Annotated in this window: 12 protein-coding genes; 4 read left to right on the top strand and 8 right to left on the bottom strand. The window is 61.0% G+C overall.

The window, feature by feature from the left end; genetic code table 11:
- Positions 1–4: 4 nt before the first annotated feature.
- The gene (locus ACQY7X_RS12090; protein WP_428245486.1) at positions 5–463 is read right to left on the bottom strand and encodes a helix-turn-helix transcriptional regulator; all 459 of its coding nucleotides are present in this window, start codon (positions 461–463) and stop codon (positions 5–7) included.
- A gap of 239 nt (positions 464–702) precedes the next feature.
- Between ACQY7X_RS12090 and ACQY7X_RS12085 the strand changes: the two genes are divergently transcribed.
- A complete protein-coding gene (locus ACQY7X_RS12085; RefSeq protein ID WP_428245485.1) occupies positions 703–1,314 on the top strand; it encodes a hypothetical protein in 612 nt (203 codons plus the stop codon).
- A 79-nt stretch (positions 1,315–1,393) separates the two neighbouring features.
- Positions 1,394–2,233 carry a dienelactone hydrolase family protein gene (locus ACQY7X_RS12080; protein ID WP_428245484.1) on the top strand — a complete coding sequence of 280 codons (840 nt, stop codon included), beginning with the start codon at positions 1,394–1,396 and terminating at the stop codon, positions 2,231–2,233.
- A gap of 197 nt (positions 2,234–2,430) precedes the next feature.
- On the opposite strand, the gene ACQY7X_RS12075 is transcribed toward ACQY7X_RS12080, so the two are convergent.
- The 7 genes from ACQY7X_RS12075 to ACQY7X_RS12045 all read right to left on the bottom strand — a co-directional run bounded on the left by ACQY7X_RS12075 (position 2,431) and on the right by ACQY7X_RS12045 (position 9,732).
- Entirely contained in the window at positions 2,431–2,883 is a 453-nt protein-coding gene (locus ACQY7X_RS12075) for a copper chaperone PCu(A)C (RefSeq protein ID WP_428245483.1), read from the bottom strand.
- Between the two features lie 7 nt (positions 2,884–2,890).
- Complete coding sequence (locus tag ACQY7X_RS12070) at positions 2,891–3,127, bottom strand: hypothetical protein (RefSeq protein ID WP_428245482.1); 237 nt, start codon at positions 3,125–3,127, stop codon at positions 2,891–2,893.
- A gap of 2 nt (positions 3,128–3,129) precedes the next feature.
- On the bottom strand, positions 3,130–6,366 hold the full coding sequence (locus ACQY7X_RS12065; RefSeq protein WP_428245481.1) for an efflux RND transporter permease subunit: 3,237 nt from the start codon (positions 6,364–6,366) through the stop codon (positions 3,130–3,132).
- Positions 6,367–6,388: 22 nt separating this feature from the next.
- Positions 6,389–7,600, bottom strand: a complete 1,212-nt coding sequence (locus ACQY7X_RS12060) for an efflux RND transporter periplasmic adaptor subunit (protein ID WP_428245480.1) — start codon at positions 7,598–7,600, stop codon at positions 6,389–6,391.
- Between the two features lie 12 nt (positions 7,601–7,612).
- The gene (locus tag ACQY7X_RS12055) at positions 7,613–8,881 is read right to left on the bottom strand and encodes a TolC family protein (RefSeq protein WP_428245479.1); all 1,269 of its coding nucleotides are present in this window, start codon (positions 8,879–8,881) and stop codon (positions 7,613–7,615) included.
- 68 nt (positions 8,882–8,949) lie between these two features.
- A complete protein-coding gene (locus ACQY7X_RS12050) occupies positions 8,950–9,327 on the bottom strand; it encodes a hypothetical protein (RefSeq protein ID WP_428245478.1) in 378 nt (125 codons plus the stop codon).
- A 33-nt stretch (positions 9,328–9,360) separates the two neighbouring features.
- Positions 9,361–9,732, bottom strand: a complete 372-nt coding sequence (locus tag ACQY7X_RS12045; RefSeq protein ID WP_428245477.1) for a hypothetical protein — start codon at positions 9,730–9,732, stop codon at positions 9,361–9,363.
- Between the two features lie 298 nt (positions 9,733–10,030).
- On the opposite strand from ACQY7X_RS12045, the gene ACQY7X_RS12040 reads away from it, so the two are divergent.
- Positions 10,031–10,486 carry a MerR family transcriptional regulator gene (locus ACQY7X_RS12040; protein WP_428245476.1) on the top strand — a complete coding sequence of 152 codons (456 nt, stop codon included), beginning with the start codon at positions 10,031–10,033 and terminating at the stop codon, positions 10,484–10,486.
- Between the two features lie 114 nt (positions 10,487–10,600).
- Positions 10,601–12,811, top strand: a complete 2,211-nt coding sequence (locus ACQY7X_RS12035; protein WP_428245475.1) for a heavy metal translocating P-type ATPase — start codon at positions 10,601–10,603, stop codon at positions 12,809–12,811.

Raw genomic sequence — 12,811 nt, 5'->3', positions numbered from 1 at the left:
CCAGCTATCCGGCCCGCTTGCTAGCAGCTTTCGAGATCGCCTCAGTCAAGACAACCACATCCTCCATGGTCGGGTTGCTGCGTCCCTCGATAAGGGCACGGAATTTCTCGACTAGCACAGCTTGATCCTTTTGCTGGGGCGTAAGCTTATCCCGCTCTACCCAGTCGAAAAGGTCAACGTAACTGACACCGAGCGCCTTGGCGATATCGAAAGCCGTCGCAAACCCCGGCGCGGATTTTCCTCGCTCAATACTCGACACCGTATCGACGCTTTTACCGATCAACTCAGCTAGTTGCTCCTGGGTCAGATCACGGTCATCGCGCAGCGCCTTGATCCGCAAACCAAGCTGCAGTTGCCGCCCCACTTCTTCCGGAGTGGCGAAGGCTGCTCGGGACTTCTTATCGGGCTTCCTGGGACCGCTAGAAGCCCGAGCGGAGGACTTTGATAACTGACGTTTTTGCATGCCCGAATTTGTTTCCGGGTATTGGAATTAACCACCGAAGGAGAATACGGAAATGTCGCTTGACCACGCCGCGACTACGAGGATAATTACGACTACTTGGGCGGGAGGTTTCAGAAAACGGGATTTCCCTCCGAATCGAGGCCCGCCAGGAGACACAACCATCCCAATAGAACGGCACGTCTGGGCGCAGCCTTAAGCCGCCCGCCCCACCTAATCCAATTCCCGAGAATGAGGCTTCAATGACGAATCCCGATTCCGTCACCGCTCCCACTTTGCCCGAATGGGCCGCCATCCCCGCCTACCGCAAGCTCTGGCTGGTCGGCAGCATCAACGCGCTGGGCGTGGCCGTCGCCTTCCTAAATGTGCTGGCCTCCCTGGTCTTCCTGCTGCCGGGGCTGATCCTGCTCTGGATGGGACCAGTCTATAAGCGCAAGAAAGGCGCCGTGGTCGTCCATCGGGTCAGGGATAAGATCACCTTCTGCATCATCCTGGTCATTGCCCTGGGCTGGAACCTCATGCGCCAGGGGGCAGGTGGTGAACTCGGTATGACCGCTTCACTCCCAGCCTGCGAGAGCCGCACCGCCCAGAGCCATTTGAAGGAGGCGGTAAAGAACTCGCCTGCGGGGCGCCGGATGAAGCTGGAGATACAGGAAGTGGTAAGCGCCTCACTGACCAAGAATTCCTGGGCCTGGAATAGCGCCGAAGCCGTCGTGAAGGACCAGAACGGCCAGGTCGTCAGCCATCTCTGCGAGGCGGAAACGATCACCAATGCCGGCAAGCGCACCGTGCTCTACAGCATCTCCTGGGTCGATCAGACAAAGGGCCGCTGGTACATCGAGGCCCGTTTCTAGGGCCGCTTTTAGCCCACATCTATTTTCCATCCGCCCACCGCGAACAGTTAACCCCTGTCGAACCATCCAGAGGCATCCAATGAACAAGATCCTGATATGCATACTCCTGGCCACCGCCGCCTTCAGCGCCGGCATCAATCAGGCCCGCGCCCAATCCAAGGAGAATGTCACCTACCCGAATGCCGTGATCCCAGGCCTAGGCGGCCCGGTAACAGTCTATGCCGGTATCTATAAGCCCCGTGGAAACGGTCCGTTCCCGGCCGTCATGGTCCTGCATGGTTGCGGTGGCACCGATTACCATCACAAGGCCTGGGCTGAGCGCCTGGTGTCCTGGGGCTATGTGGCGTTGGTCCCCGATAGCTTCATATCGCGCGGCTACAAGAATATCTGTACCCAGACCACCGTCGTGACACCTGAGATGCGGGTTTCCGACATCATCGGCGGGGCGGAGTATCTCGCCAGCCTGCCCTATGTGGCCAAGGACAAGATCGGCCTGATCGGCTTCTCCCATGGTGGCTGGACCATCATGAAAGCGGTGCAGGATAGGTACCAGTTGAAGGCCTTCGGCATCCGGGGAGCGGTTGCCTACTACCCCTATTGCAATCCGAAGCAGGACACAAAGATCAGCATCCCCCTGCTCATCCTCATCGGAGAAGACGATAGCTGGACACCCGCCCCTCTCTGCCGCGAATTACAGGCTTACGAAGCCCTCAAGTCTGCAGCCCCGACCGAGATGGTCTTCTACCCCGGCACCTACCACAGCTTCGACCGGCCGGAGCGTATCACCGAGGTGGACGGCTGGAGCGTTGGCGGCGGGGTAAAGAAGCACAAGATTGGTGGCAACCCGACCGCAACCGAAGACGCGTTCAAAAGGACCAAGGCGTTCTTCGAGAAGGTGCTTGCAGCAGACAATAACTGAAGCCGAACTCCGGTGGCCGCCAAGTGCCGGGAGCCATAGCGCAAGGTCAGCATTCATATGCCGGGATTTCAGATGACCCGTCGATGACAGAAATCCCGGCACTTAGTGCAAAGTGCGATTTTTCTACTATGTGCTTTTAGGCGATTTTGGACCGATCATACCAATCCAGGCTGCCATAGATAATCTACAAAGAACTATCAATCACCCAACTCGAATTTGCCGACCGTGACCTGCACCCGCTTCTCACGACCATCCGCGAAATCCAGGCAGGCTTCCAGGCTGTCGCCGATGACGAGATCTTGCCGCAGACGCAGCAGGCGTATGCGCGCGGTGTCCTCCAGGTCCAGTATCTCACCGGGCGCTATCGCCATCGACTCGATTGGCACATAACGGCCAGAACCCACTTTGACCTCGATCCGGCTGACTTCCGCCACTTCGCTATGCAGGCCGGTGAATTGCCGCACCGACGCGCCATTATTCTCGATGGCTAGTCGCAGCAATGTATCCCCGCCCTGCCGCGCCGGCTCGGCATAGGCGTGCTGGATCACCAGGGTGCCGATTTCATCCTGGTGCGCCAGCGCCACATCGCTGCACAATACAAGCAGCGCCAAGCCCGCCAGGGCGGCAATGCCATTGCCAATACGAGACATGGCCGGGCTACTCCATATCATGGCGCCAGTCATGGCCACGGAAGCGTGCTGACATGCTCGGCGCGTAGCTATGATCATCGTGCAGCTCCTTGGCAAAGCATTCCTGGAAAGCCGTGGTTCCGGCCTGCAGGCCTTTCTCCTGGCATTGCTGGCGGATCGCGGCGTGATACTCCTCCTGCGACCAGCCGCAGCCACTCAGCGACAGCAGCGCAAGGGCGGAAAAGGCAATGAGCGATTTTGACATGATCATTCTCCTGCAGCCGGGTGTGGCTGATGACTGGTGACCGGATCGAGTTCGTCGCTGCTGGTCTGGCGTCCGGTGCCAAAGCGGGCATAAAGCGCCGGCAGTACCAGCAAGGTGAGCAGGGTCGAACTGATCAAGCCACCAATCACCACAGTGGCAATCGGCTTCTGCACCTCTGCCCCCGTACCAAGGGCAATCGCCATTGGCACAAAGCCGAGCGAGGCCACCAGCGCAGTGATCAGCACCGGACGGAGCCGGGCCACCGCGCCATCGATTACGGCTGCCGCCTTATCCACCCCTTCCGCCAGTTCCTGCTGGATGCGGGAGACCATGACCAGGCCGTTCAGCACAGCGATGCCGGACAAGGCGATGAAGCCAACAATTGCTGAAACCGAGATCGGCATGCCACGGAGCGTGAGCGCCAGGATGCCGCCGACCAAGGCGAAGGGAATGCCGCTATAGACGATCAGGGCATCGCGCATGCTGCCGAGCGCCATGAACAACAGGAAGAAGATCGCGGCAAAGCAGAGCGGCACTACAATGATCAGGCGGTTCTTGGCGGCGATCAGGTTCTCATACTGCCCGCCCCAGGCGATCCAGTAACCCGATGGCAGCGTGACGCGGGTGGCGATCTGCGCCTGGGCATCCCGCACCACCGAGCCGATATCGCGGCCGCGCACATTGGCCTGCACGACAACGCGGCGCTTGCCATTCTCGCGGCTGATCTGGTTCGGCCCTTCGCTGATCTCGATATCGGCAAGTTGGCGCAGCGGGATGGTGGCAAGCCGGCCACTGCCCGGCAGCGGCACCGGCAGGTTGCGCAACACTTCCAGGTCGCTGCGGGCCGCATCTGCCAGACGCACCACGATGTCGAACCGCTTGTCGCCTTCATACATCGAGCCGGCCTCATGCCCGCCAATCGCCGTGGCAATCACCTGCTGCACCTGGGACACGCTGAGACCGCGCCGGGCGATCTCACGCTTCCTAAGTTTAATGTCCAGATAGGGCAGGCCAGCCGCCTGCTCGACCTTTACGTCACTGGCACCGGATACCCCACGCAAAGCGGCAGCAACAGCATTCGCGGTTTCGAGCAGTGTGTCGAAATCATCGCCATAGACCTTCACCGCAATATCGGAGCGCACACCGGCAATGAGTTCATTGAAACGCATCTGGATCGGCTGGGTGAATTCGTAATTGTTGCCGGGCACACGGCTTACTGCCTGCTCGATTTCACGGATCAACTGCGTCTTCGGCTTGTCAGGGTCTGGCCATTCTTCTTGCGGCTTAAGGATAATGAAGGTGTCCGATACATTTGGCGGCATCGGATCGGAAGCCACTTCCGCCGTACCGGTCTTGGAAAATACCGTCGCCACTTCAGGGAAGCGCGCCACGGTCTTTTCCACTAGGCTCTGCATTGCAGCCGACTGGTTCAGGGACGTGCTGGGGATACGCATGGCATGCATGGCAATATCCTTCTCATCCAGCGTCGGGATGAATTCCTGCCCCAATTGCGTCAACAGCAGCAGCGAACCGAAGAAGATGGCAGCCGCCACAGCCGCGATACGGCCCGGGATGCCGACAACGCGGTGCAGCAAGGCGGCATAGCCTTCCTGGGCCGCTGCCATGAAACGGCTTTCCTTCTCCTTCACCGGCCCGGTGACGAACAATGCGATCATCGCCGGCACGAAGGTGAGCGACAGCACAAAAGCGCAAGCCAGGGCAAGGATGACAGTAAGCGCCATCGGCTCGAACATCTTGCCTTCCACGCCGGTGAAGCTGAGCATCGGCACATAGACAATGATGATGATTGCCTGGCCGAATACCGAGGGCTGGATCATCTCCTTGGATGCCACCATCACTTCCAGTAGGCGCTCACGCCGGGTAAGCGGACGGCGCAACTCATGCTGCTTGTCGGCAAGGTGCCGCAGGCAGTTTTCCGTGATGATCACCGCACCATCAACGATAAGGCCGAAATCCAGAGCGCCGAGGCTCATCAGATTGGCACTGATGCGGCCTTGCAGCATACCGGTTGCCGTCATCAGCATGGTGATCGGAATCACCATCGCAGTGATCAGCGCGGCGCGGATATTGCCGAGGAACAGGAACAGCACCACGATTACCAGCAATGCACCTTCGGCGAGATTCTTCTCTACCGTTGCCACCGTGGCATCCACCAGCTTGGTGCGGTTTAGCACCGGTGCCGCCTCGATACCTGGCGGCAACGAGCGATTGATATCGGCCAACTTGACATGCACCGCATCTGCAACCGTGCGGCTATTGCCGCCGATCAGCATCAGGGCCGTGCCGACCACCACTTCCTGGCCCGCCGAACTGGCAGCGCCACTGCGCAATTCATGGCCTAGGTCGATGGCGGCGACGTCATGCACATAGACAGGCACACCATCGCGGGTAGCAATCACCACATTGCCGATATCGTCCACGCTTTCCAGCCGACCATGGGCGCGCACCACAAGGCCTTCGCCATTCTGCTCCAGGAAACCGGCACCGATGGCGGTGTTATTGCGTTGGATGGCATCCGAGAGGTCGTTCAGGGTCAGGCCAAATGCCAGCAGCCGGTCGAGCTTCGGCTGCACATGGTATTCCTTGACATAGCCGCCGATCGAATCAATGCCGGCAACGCCGGTGACATTCCGCAGTTGCGGCCGCACCAGCCAATCCTGCACCGTGCGAAGATAGGTAGCGCGCTTCACCTCGGTATCGAGCCGTTCGCCCTCGGCAGTGACATAGCTGCCATCCGCCTGCCAGCCGTTCTCGCCGCCGATGGGGCCTTTTTCGGCTTTATACCGCACCAGCCACATATAAACTTCGCCAAGTCCGGTGGAGATAGGCCCCATCCGCGGCTCGATGCCTTCAGGCAACAATTCCCGTGCCTCGGCCAGTCGCTCGGCCACCTGTTGGCGGGCGAAATACACGTTGGTCTTGTCGCTGAAAATCGCCGTGACCTGGGAGAAGCCGTTACGCGACAGCGACCGGGTCGATTCCAATCCCGGAATGCCGGCAAGGGCATTTTCCAGTGGGTAGGTTACCTGCTTCTCGATTTCCATCGGCGAGAAGGAAGGCGCCACGGCGTTGATCTGTACCTGGTTGTTGGTGATGTCGGGTACGGCATCAATCGGCAGCTTGAGCAGCGATTGCACACCAAGAATACTGATGCCGAGAGTGACGATCAGCACCACCAGGCGCTGTTGGATCGACAGACGAAGAATTTGCTCGATCATGGCTTAAATCTTTCCCTGGCGCTCAGTGCGAATGCTCGGCTTCGGCTTTCTCGACCTGGGCCTTGAGCACGAAGGAATTCACTACCGCCACTGCCTCGCCGGCCTCGACGCCGAAGCGGATTTCGGTCTGGTTGCCATCGCTGCGGCCGAGTACCACTTCGCGCATCTCGAAGCCTTCCGGGGTGCGCACGAACACCACCGACTCCTTCTTCATGCGCTGGATTGCCGCCTTGGGCACCAGGACGGCGGCACGTTCTACGGCGCTCTTCACCGTCACGGAGGCAAAATCGCCGAGCCGCCAGCTGCTATCCGTATTGCCGATCTGTACGATGATCTTGGCCAAGCGGGTTTCACGGTCGACTACCGGGCTGACAAATACCACCTTGCCCTCGGCCTTGTTCGGGCCGTCCACCACCACCGCATCACCTTCCCGGATGGCAGCGAGGTCAGTCGGCGCTACCGACGCCTCAATCCACAGCCGGGACAGATCGGCAACCGTGAAGAGTTCAGTCTCGCTCGGCACGGAAGCGCCCAGCACAGCACGACGCTCCACCACGCGGCCTGCAATGGGGCTGCGGATTTCCAGCACCTGCAGGCCGGAATTGCTGCCGTTCAGCCGCGACAGGTCGCTGCCGTTGAAGCCGAAGGCAGCAAGTCGCTGCCGCGCCAGGTCAATACGGATGCGAGCTTCCTCGACAGTGGCGCGAGCCTGCAGGTAATCCTGCTCGGAACTGATCTTCTTTTCCCACAAGTTGCGTTCGCGCTCGAAAGTAGTGCGGGCCAGGGCCTCGCTGCGCTGAGCCGCCAGGAATTCGCCCTTGGCTTCGGCGATCTCGCGGCTTTCCAGCACGGCCAGCAATTCACCTTTCGCCACCGTATCGCCAAGCCGCTTCTTCAAGTCGACGATGACACCGGAGGATTTCGCCGCCACGGCTGCCACTTGGTCAGGATTGGCCACCACATTGCCGGGGAAGGTGGTGGTGCGCACCAGTTCGCCCTCCCGTACCTGGGCGAGACTGATACCGGACTGCGTTACCTGTTCGTCGCTCAGTTTGAGTGGATTTTCTTCCACCTCGGCACCGCCGCCATGGCCATGGCCGTCCTTGGCACCATGTCCATGGCCATCGGGGCCATCGCTATGCAGGAAAGGAATCTTCTCAGGCGCGGCGATGAAAAGCGTACCGCCGATACCAATCAGCAGGCCGGCGGCAAGAGCAATGAGGCTGTTACGCATGGAAATCTCCGATCAATAGGTGCGGCCGGCGAGGCGCATCAGTTCGATACGCGCCAGGTGGTAATCGCGCAGGGCCGTGGCATGCTGGGCTTTGACGTCAAATTGCGTGCGCTGGGCATCCAGCAGATCGAGGAAACCGAACTTGCCGGCCGCATAACCTTCAGCGGCGGCGGCATAGGTCTCGTCTGCTGCCGGAATGATGGTGCGGCTCAGGGCCTCCACTTCACGATACGCTGCCTGCAGGGTTTGCCGTGCCTTGGCCAAGCTGGCGAGCAGGTTGAGCCGCAGCATATCCGCCTCCGCTTCGGCGCGAACGAGATCCTGGCGTGCCCGCTGGATGCCACCCCGATTGCTGTCGAAGACCGGAATTGGAATTGAAATGCCGACCATGAAAGCGTTGCTGTCATCCTCGTTGTAGCGGCGGATGCCGGCACGCAGGGTCGGGTCGGGTACTGCCGCCGCCTGCTCCTTGGCAATGGCGGCGCGTGCTTGGGCCGCTGCGGCAGTCGCCCGGCTGAAATCCGGATTGGCCCGCAGCGTCGCCTCATCAGGCCCGACATTCGGCAAGCTGCCGATGCGCTCGAACCAGCCGGCATCACTGGCCAGTTCCGCCCGCATCACACCCAGACTACCGGCGAAGCCGGCTAGGGCAGCGGCATATTCGCGCTCCGCCTTCTGGCTGGCGACACCGGCTGCGGCCTGGGCAATCTCGCTCTTGCGTGCCTGGAAGGGTGGCTCACGGCCATTCTGCACCCGCTCGCGCACCGCGCCGGCCAGCGCCTCGGCATTCTTCAGCCGATCCGCTTCCAGCACGACAACACGCGCGGCATAAAGCGCCTGCACATAGCCGCGCGCGATTTCCTCGCGCAGACTTAGCTGATCGACATCCCGTTCAATGCCAGCCAGCGCCAGACCGGCATCGGCAAAGCCGATCCGCGCCTCACGCTTGCCGCCCATCTCGATGGTCTGCGAAATGCCGGCTGCAACCTCAATATTGCGGCTGCCACGATAGCCTTTGCTGCCGGCGAAGTTATCAGCATCGACGAACAATTCCGGGTTCGGCCGGGCCTCGGCCTGCAAGCGATCACCGCCAGCGGCTTCCCGCCGGGCTTCGGCAGCACGCAGGCGCGGCGAATTCTCTTCGCCAACACGCAGGGCTTCTTCAAGGCTGCCGATCCGCACCACATGGCTGTTGCCAGGGACGATCTGCATAGGCGTTTGCGCGGCCAAAGGCTTGGCCAGGCCCACCATCATGGCGAGCGCAAGCAGGGGGAGACGCATTTTCTGTTCCCTCGAACAAAATACGGGTAGCAGGCGCGTGGAGCGCCAGGACGTTCAGGCTCGGGGAATCAGGCTTTCGGAGGTTCTAGCAGGCCATAAATCAGGCCAAGATCGGTGCCAGCATCGCGCAGGCTGAGCACAGGCTCGGCCGGCGGAAAACCCGCGATCTCCACGCGCAATTGCGGCGGCATGGCACGGCCATGCTGATCGCAATGGAAGGCGCAATCCAGCGCGAGCTTCACGGGAGCGGGTATCTCGTCACCCGCATCAACATCCGACATGGTGGCATCGGATTGGGCGGCAACAGCAACGAGTTGCGTTGCATTGGCTGCGGCGATTTCCGCATGCCAGGAACCAAACAACGCCGTGAACAGGAGCGCAGACATGGCAATAAGCGCGGCAAAAAGCCGGCCTTTGCGCTTGTATGCTGCGATTGCCTGGGTCATGGGGTTTCTTGGTTCTGCGCTAATAGATTAGGACTACTTGGCGGTAAGGCTATACTGCGCCTTGCCGACTTCCTTGCCGCCCTCGGAAAGAGTGGCCATGGCCCGAACCGCACCCGAAAGTGGCGCGCCAGCCTTGCCGGCCAGCTTGTCACCCGAAGGTTTCAGTTCGACGCTGCTTTCGGCATTATTGACGAACAGCTTCACGGCCGCCGCCATATTGCCTGTGGGCTGCATCGGCTTGTGGTCCTTGATGACATAGAGCAGCACATCACTGCCCTTCACCACCAATTCACCCTCGTAATTGCCGATCTTCTTCACTTGGCCGCCATATTTCGCCTCATCGGCCTGGGCCGATACCGCGAATGCCAGCGTTGCTGCTGCGGCCATAACTGCAAAGCGTTTCATTCATCCTCCATATGGTTGTCGATACGCAGCGAAGATGGCGAAAGTCAAAATCATTTGCAAGTACATCGCCTGCGGCGCTTTGCCGCCGTAACAATGTACAGGTCGAACTGCCTGTTTTCGCAGCATCACAGCTGCGTGAGGCTAAGCAGCAATACGGCAGATCACTCACCACCGTTCCAATTTCGCCCGGCATTCCGATCACCCTTTCCGCTTGTGATTCGGGGAAGCTGCCGATAACCTACATCCTACAATAGTTATAGCTTCAAGCAGAATTCCGAGGGAACCCACGATGATGGAAATGGCGATCGGGAAACTGGCGGAGCAGAGCGGCTGCTCGGTGCAGATCGTGCGCCACTACGAGCAGGCCGGCCTCCTGCCGCAGCCGCCGCGCACCGGCGGCAACCAGCGTCGCTACGGCGAGGCGCATCTACAGCGGCTGCAATTCATCCGCCATGCCCGCGACCTTGGCTTCTCGCTCGATGATATCCGCGAACTGGTGACATTGGCTGACAAGCCTGAGCAATCCTGTGCGGCAGTGGACCGGGTGGCGCAGAAGCATCTTGAGGAGATCGAGCGCCGCCTCAAGCAATTGCAGGGCATGCGGGCGGAATTGCAGCGGATGGTTCGTGCCTGTGGCCGTGGCCGCATTGCCGATTGCCGCATCATCGAAACCCTGGCCGACTTTTCCCATCAGCATTGCCAATTTCACGACCATGGCGGCGCCAAGGCCGGCGCACGGCGCAGGAAGCTTTAGCGCGCCTACAATCGGCAGGATGAGGCCCTTGAACCTATAACGGCTATAGGTATTAGGCTGGTGGGACATTGAGGCTCAAGCCTCCAAGTCTCACCCCTTGGGCAGGACAAGCAGATGGCTTCCCTGAACACTGAGCCGACCGGCAAAAGCGATTATTGCGAATGGACCGTTACCGGCATGGATTGCGGTTCATGCACGGCAAAGATCAAGAATGCGCTGGGCCGCATGCCGGGCGTCAGCGATATTGAAATCGGCCTGATGACCGAGCGGTTGCGCCTGCGGCTGGCTCCTGGCGGTCCTTCGCCGGAGGCCATAGAAGCGACCGTGCGCGGCCTGGGCTTCGGCATTGCCGCGCATAAGAGCCAAGCGGAGCCGAATCCGCCCGCTATTCACGAAGATCACCATGACCACGGCACCGGTCATCAGCATGATGATCCGCAGGAACGCGGCCTGCCCTGGTATAATACCGGCAAGGGCAGATTGGTGCTGGTTTCCGGCCTGCTTCTCGCGGCAGCCTGGATTGTCGATCATTCCGTATCGGCGCAATTCGGCAATTGGGCTTTCATTGCCGCTTGCCTGATTGGTTTGGTGCCGGTGGCGCGCCGTGCTTTTGCGGCCCTGCGCCTGGGCCAGCCCTTCACCATCGAAAGCCTGATGACCATAGCGGCCATAGGCGCCATAGCCATTAATGCGTCTGAAGAGGCGGCGCTGGTGGTGTTTCTCTTCGCCGTCGGTGAGGTACTGGAAGGCGTGGCCGCCGGCAAAGCCCGCGACAGCATCCGGGCTCTGGCCAATCTGGTGCCCAAGACGGCATTGCTGCTGGTGGATGGCGCAACGCGGGAAGTGCCGGCGGATAGCCTAGCCGTGGGGCAGACCGTGCTGGTGCGGCCGGGCGACCGCGTGCCGGCCGATGGCGAGATCATCGCCGGTACCTCCGGTATTGATGAAAGCCCGGTGACCGGCGAAAGCCTGCCCAGAACCCGTGGGCCTGGCGAGGCGGTGTTTGCCGGCTCGATCAACACCGAGGCGGTGCTGCAGCTGCGGGTGACCAAGGCTGCCGCCGATAATACCATCGCCCGTATCATCCGCCTAGTGGAAGATGCAGAGGAAGCGCGGGCGCCAACCGAGCGTTTCATCGACCGCTTCAGCCGCTGGTACATGCCAGCCATTGTGCTGCTGGCTGCCGCCGTGGCCCTGCTGCCGCCGCTGGCCTTCGCTCAAGCCTGGGATACCTGGATCTATCGCGGGCTTGCGCTGCTGCTGATCGGTTGCCCTTGCGCCCTGGTGATATCGGTTCCGGCCTCGATTGCTTCCGCGCTTTCATCCGGCGCGCGGCGCGGCCTGCTGATGAAGGGCGGCGTGGTGATGGAGGCAACGGCTGGTGTTACGCATGTCGCTTTCGACAAGACCGGCACGTTGACCCATGGCCGCCCGCAGGTAACCGATGTCGTCGATCTTGGCGCCAGCGGTGAAAATCGCATTCTGGCCGTGGCCGCCACGGTCGAAGCCGGTTCCAGCCACCCGCTTGCTCAGGCGATCCTCAAGCGCGCGGCACAGGCTGGTGCGGCATTGCTGCCCGGCAGCAATGCCAAGGTGCTGCCGGGCCGTGGTGTTGCGGCAACTGTAGACGGCGCCGAAGCCTGGGTTGCCAGCCCGCGGCATGCGGCGGAAGCCGGTGTCTTGGACGAACCTAGCCTCAGCCGCGCCGCCGCACTGGAACAGGAAGGCAAGACTGTGGCGGTGGTATACCATGCCGATGGCAGCCTGGGCCTGATCGCGATGCGCGATGAATTGCGCGCCGATGCGGTGGAAGCCATGCGCCAGTTGCGTGGCATGGGCATCGGTGCCGTGATACTGACCGGCGATAACCCGCGCACGGCCGCCGCCATTGCCGGGATCCTGGGGGTGGATTACCGCGCCGAGATGCTGCCGGAGCAGAAACTGGAAGCCATCCGTGAGCTTGGCCGCAGCGGCAGCGTGATGATGATCGGTGATGGCATCAATGATGCCCCGGCCTTGAAGCAGGCAGCCGTGGGTGTTGCCATGGGGTCTGGCACCGATGTCGCCCTGGAAACCGCTGATGCCGCCGTACTGCGTGACCGCGTGACGGATATTCCGGCGAAAATCCGGCTGGCCCGGGCGGCTATGGCGAATATCCGGCAGAACATCACTTTGGCCCTTGGCCTGAAGGCAGTATTCCTGATCACCTCGGTATTCGGGATCACCGGCCTGTGGATCGCCATCCTGGCGGATACCGGCGCGACTGTGCTGGTCACCCTGAATGCGCTGCGGCTGCTGCGTTTCGATCCTGAACAGGAAGCTTGA

The sequence above is a fragment of the Ferrovibrio sp. genome, from assembly GCF_965278975.1.
Taxonomy (GTDB): Bacteria; Pseudomonadota; Alphaproteobacteria; order Ferrovibrionales; family Ferrovibrionaceae; genus Ferrovibrio.
The sequence above is the reverse complement of the archived record's forward strand: the minus strand, read 5'-3'. Positions and strand labels throughout refer to the sequence as shown.

Excerpts from the sequence above, each read along its gene's own strand:
- ACQY7X_RS12090 (WP_428245486.1), bottom strand. The coding sequence starts at position 463 with ATGCAAAAACGTCAGTTATCAAAGTCCTCCGCTCGGGCTTCTAGCGGT.
- ACQY7X_RS12085 (WP_428245485.1), top strand. The coding sequence starts at position 703 with ATGACGAATCCCGATTCCGTCACCGCTCCCACTTTGCCCGAATGGGCC.
- ACQY7X_RS12080 (WP_428245484.1), top strand. The coding sequence starts at position 1,394 with ATGAACAAGATCCTGATATGCATACTCCTGGCCACCGCCGCCTTCAGC.
- ACQY7X_RS12075 (WP_428245483.1), bottom strand. The coding sequence starts at position 2,883 with ATGTCTCGTATTGGCAATGGCATTGCCGCCCTGGCGGGCTTGGCGCTG.
- ACQY7X_RS12070 (WP_428245482.1), bottom strand. The coding sequence starts at position 3,127 with ATGTCAAAATCGCTCATTGCCTTTTCCGCCCTTGCGCTGCTGTCGCTG.
- ACQY7X_RS12065 (WP_428245481.1), bottom strand. The coding sequence starts at position 6,366 with ATGATCGAGCAAATTCTTCGTCTGTCGATCCAACAGCGCCTGGTGGTG.
- ACQY7X_RS12060 (WP_428245480.1), bottom strand. The coding sequence starts at position 7,600 with ATGCGTAACAGCCTCATTGCTCTTGCCGCCGGCCTGCTGATTGGTATC.
- ACQY7X_RS12055 (WP_428245479.1), bottom strand. The coding sequence starts at position 8,881 with ATGCGTCTCCCCCTGCTTGCGCTCGCCATGATGGTGGGCCTGGCCAAG.
- ACQY7X_RS12050 (WP_428245478.1), bottom strand. The coding sequence starts at position 9,327 with ATGACCCAGGCAATCGCAGCATACAAGCGCAAAGGCCGGCTTTTTGCC.
- ACQY7X_RS12045 (WP_428245477.1), bottom strand. The coding sequence starts at position 9,732 with ATGAAACGCTTTGCAGTTATGGCCGCAGCAGCAACGCTGGCATTCGCG.
- ACQY7X_RS12040 (WP_428245476.1), top strand. The coding sequence starts at position 10,031 with ATGGCGATCGGGAAACTGGCGGAGCAGAGCGGCTGCTCGGTGCAGATC.
- ACQY7X_RS12035 (WP_428245475.1), top strand. The coding sequence starts at position 10,601 with ATGGCTTCCCTGAACACTGAGCCGACCGGCAAAAGCGATTATTGCGAA.